Origin of the sequence: Curtobacterium sp. B8, assembly GCF_000333315.1 — a bacterium.
In the GTDB taxonomy this organism is placed as follows: Bacteria; Actinomycetota; Actinomycetes; order Actinomycetales; family Microbacteriaceae; genus Curtobacterium; species Curtobacterium luteum.
In genome coordinates this window covers 1-1,334 of record NZ_BACW01000167.1, presented here as the reverse complement: position 1 = coordinate 1,334, position 1,334 = coordinate 1, and the positions used below count along the sequence as shown (strand labels likewise).

At 71.9% G+C, this 1,334-nt stretch carries 2 protein-coding genes; one reads left to right on the top strand and one right to left on the bottom strand.

The window, feature by feature from the left end; all coding sequences use genetic code 11:
• Positions 1–143 precede the first annotated feature (143 nt).
• Entirely contained in the window at positions 144–473 is a 330-nt protein-coding gene (locus I59_RS04120) for a metal-sulfur cluster assembly factor (protein WP_022902786.1), read from the top strand.
• A gap of 572 nt (positions 474–1,045) precedes the next feature.
• On the opposite strand, the gene I59_RS04115 is transcribed toward I59_RS04120, so the two are convergent.
• The coding region (locus I59_RS04115; RefSeq protein WP_022902785.1) for a biotin transporter BioY at positions 1,046–1,334 on the bottom strand (289 nt) is incomplete at its 5' end.

The following is a 1,334-nucleotide window of genomic DNA, read 5'->3' as shown; positions in this document are numbered from 1 at the left end:
GCGCATCCTCCGCTCATCAAGCCGGACTTCGTGCACGTGTTCGTCGCCGGCAAGGTGGCGGAGCAGGGCGGCCCCGAGCTCGCCGAGCGCCTCGAGAACGAGGGCTACGACCGGTACGTCCAGGCCGCAGCGGCGGGCAACTGATGATCACCGCACTCTCCCCGGAGAAGTTCGACGAGGTCGTCGAGGGCCTCAAGGAGGTCCAGGACCCGGAGCTCGGCGTGAACATCGTCGACCTCGGGCTGATCTACGACCTCGCGATGGACGACGAGGCGAACGCGCTCGTCATCAGCATGACGCTGACGAGTGCGGGCTGCCCGCTCACGGACGTCATCGAGGGTGACACCGCGAACGCGCTCGACGGGATCGTCGACGCCTTCCGGATCAACTGGGTCTGGATGCCGCCGTGGGGCCCGGAGCGGATCACGGACGACGGGCGCGAGATGATGCGTGCGCTCGGCTTCTCGATCTAGTCGCGACCACACCTGACGGGAGGCGCGNTGCTCTTGGGCTCCGCGCCTCCCGTCGTTCATGTGGTCGCGCTGGTCGTCGCGACACGCCCGACTGGGTTCGCCATGGTCGCACGAGCTGTCGCTTTCGCGGCGCGCTGGCGACACTTCGTGCGACCTCGGCGTCACGCTTGCGGCATGTCGTGCGACCTCGGCGTCCGCACCCGGGCGTGTCGTGCGGCTCGTGCGGCTCGGGCGGCTGGCAACCGCGACGACGACACGCCCGGCGGGGTTCGCCGTGGTCGCACGAGCTGTCGCTTCCGCGGCGCGCTGGCGACAGTTCGTGCGACCTCGGCGTCACGCGAGCGGCGTGTCGTGCGACCTCTGCGTCACGCGTGCGGCATGTCGTGCGACCTCGGCGTCACGCGTGCGGCATGTCGTGCGACCTCGGCGCCCGCACCCGGGCGTGTCGCGCGGCATGTCGTGCGACCTCGGCGTCCGCACTCGGGCGTGTCGCGCACCCGCCCGCCGGACAGCACAACGGCCGAGGTCCCAGCACCCTGGGACCCCGGCCGCTGCCGAGCGGTGCGCCGCGCTCAGCGCCGGCCGACGGCCTTCCACGCCAGCGGCAGCACGCCCGCCGCGATGAGCGCCTTGGCGACACCGCCGAGGACGAACGGGTACAGCCCGGCAGCGAGCACCGACTGCAGGTCGTTCGGCGCGCCGAGCTGGCCGAGCGCGACCGCGAGCCACGGCAGCCCCGTCACGAACGGGATCGCGCTCGCGAGCAGCATCGCGACCGAGGCCCGACCGACATGGCGGTCCCAGTTCCGACGGGCGAACCAGCCGACGAGCCCGGCCGCGGGGATGAAGCCGATCACGTAG